This window comes from Alteromonas sp. 5E99-2, from assembly GCF_017368475.1.
GTDB lineage: Bacteria > Pseudomonadota > Gammaproteobacteria > Enterobacterales > Alteromonadaceae > Alteromonas_F.
Window position 1 is genome coordinate 1 of record NZ_JAFNJE010000039.1, and the last position, 1,538, is coordinate 1,538.

General features: G+C 52.0%; 1 protein-coding gene. It reads left to right on the forward strand.

Going from position 1 to position 1,538, the window contains the following annotated elements; translation table 11 throughout:
- The first annotated feature begins 79 nt into the window (after positions 1-79).
- Positions 80-1,471 (forward strand): transposase, encoded by a 1,392-nt coding sequence (locus tag J3L16_RS15720; protein ID WP_207614012.1) that lies wholly within the window; start codon positions 80-82, stop codon positions 1,469-1,471.
- Positions 1,472-1,538: the final 67 nt, after the last annotated feature.

The window sequence follows — 1,538 nt, forward strand, 5'->3', positions numbered from 1 at the left end:
TATTCTGTTGAAAAACTCTTGTTGATCTGGGTCCTTACGGCTGATTCAATGTCTGTATTGATATTGGAGATTGAACGCGATGATGGGACCACGTCAGGAAGCACAGTCTGCTCTTTTCTACGATTTCTCGATAGAGGATCACGTCCCCACGGATCATGTGTTGAGAGCGATTGATGGCGTTATCGATCTGTCCAGCGTTCGGACGCATCTGACTGAGTTTTACAGCTCCACTGGCCGGCCTTCGATTGATCCAGAATTGATGATCCGGATGTTGCTGGTGGGATACGTCATGGGCATTCGATCAGAACGGCGTCTGTGTGAAGAGGTCCATCTGAACCTTGCTTATCGGTGGTTCTGCAAGATGGATTTGTCCGACCCAATTCCCGATCACTCGACATTTTCCAAGAACAGACATGGTCGTTTCCGCGACAGCGATGTGCTGCGTCATGTGTTCGAGACGGTGGTCGCCCAATGCATTGAGGCAGGTCTAGCAAGCGGTCAACGGTATGCGGCCGATGCCAGCATTATTGCAGCGGATGCTAATCGTCAAAAATCCACACCCAAGGCAGATTGGAACCCAGAGGCCATTGATCCTAATGACGCGCCCCGCGCAGTTCGCGAGTACCTCGACACACTAGATGATGCTGCGTTTGGCGCAGCCAGCCCAGTTGTGCCCAAGTTCATCTCGCATTCAGACCCCGCCTCTCAATGGACTGGCGCGCGTGGTGGGCCAGCATATTTTGCCTATTCTACGAACTATCTGATCGATACCGACAATGCGGTGATCTTGGATGTGGAGCCCACGCGATCCATTCGGCAGGCCGAGGTCGGTGCTGTCAAAACCATGATTGACCGTGTCCGTAAGACGCATGATCTCAAACCTGAACGCCTCATCGCAGACACGGCTTATGGCTCGGGCCCCATGCTGGATTGGTTGGTTGAGGAGCGCGGAATCGCACCGCATATTCCTGTCATAGATAAGTCCGGCCGCAAGGATGGAACATTTGAGCGAGCCGACTTCACCTTTGACACTGAGAACGATCTTTACATCTGTCCAGGTGGCAAAGAGCTTAGACAATATCGTCGCACATATGAAAAGCCGAGAACCGGTGCCAACAAAGACGGGACCCTTCGCTTCCGTGCCCGTAAGTTGGACTGTGATGCCTGTGCATTGAAGTCGCGCTGCTGTCCAAAGGAACCTAGCCGTAAAGTGGTTAGATCAGTCTATGAAAGCTCGCGCGATGTTGCCCGCCAACTCGCCCAGACAAAGCAATACAGCATCTCATGCAGGTTGCGTAAAAAGGTCGAGATGTCCTTTGCGCATCTCAAACGTATCCACGGTTTAAGCAGGCTTCGACTGCGCGGCCCATGCGGCGCACATGACGAATTTATCCTCGCAGCAACCGCCCAAAACCTCAAAAAGCTCGCAAAACTAGCTCCAAAACAGAACCACATTGGAAATGCGGCGTGACAAAGCCACTTAGACAGATTGCTCAAACCATGCGGGGTTCGAAATCATCGAGTTTTTCAACAGAATA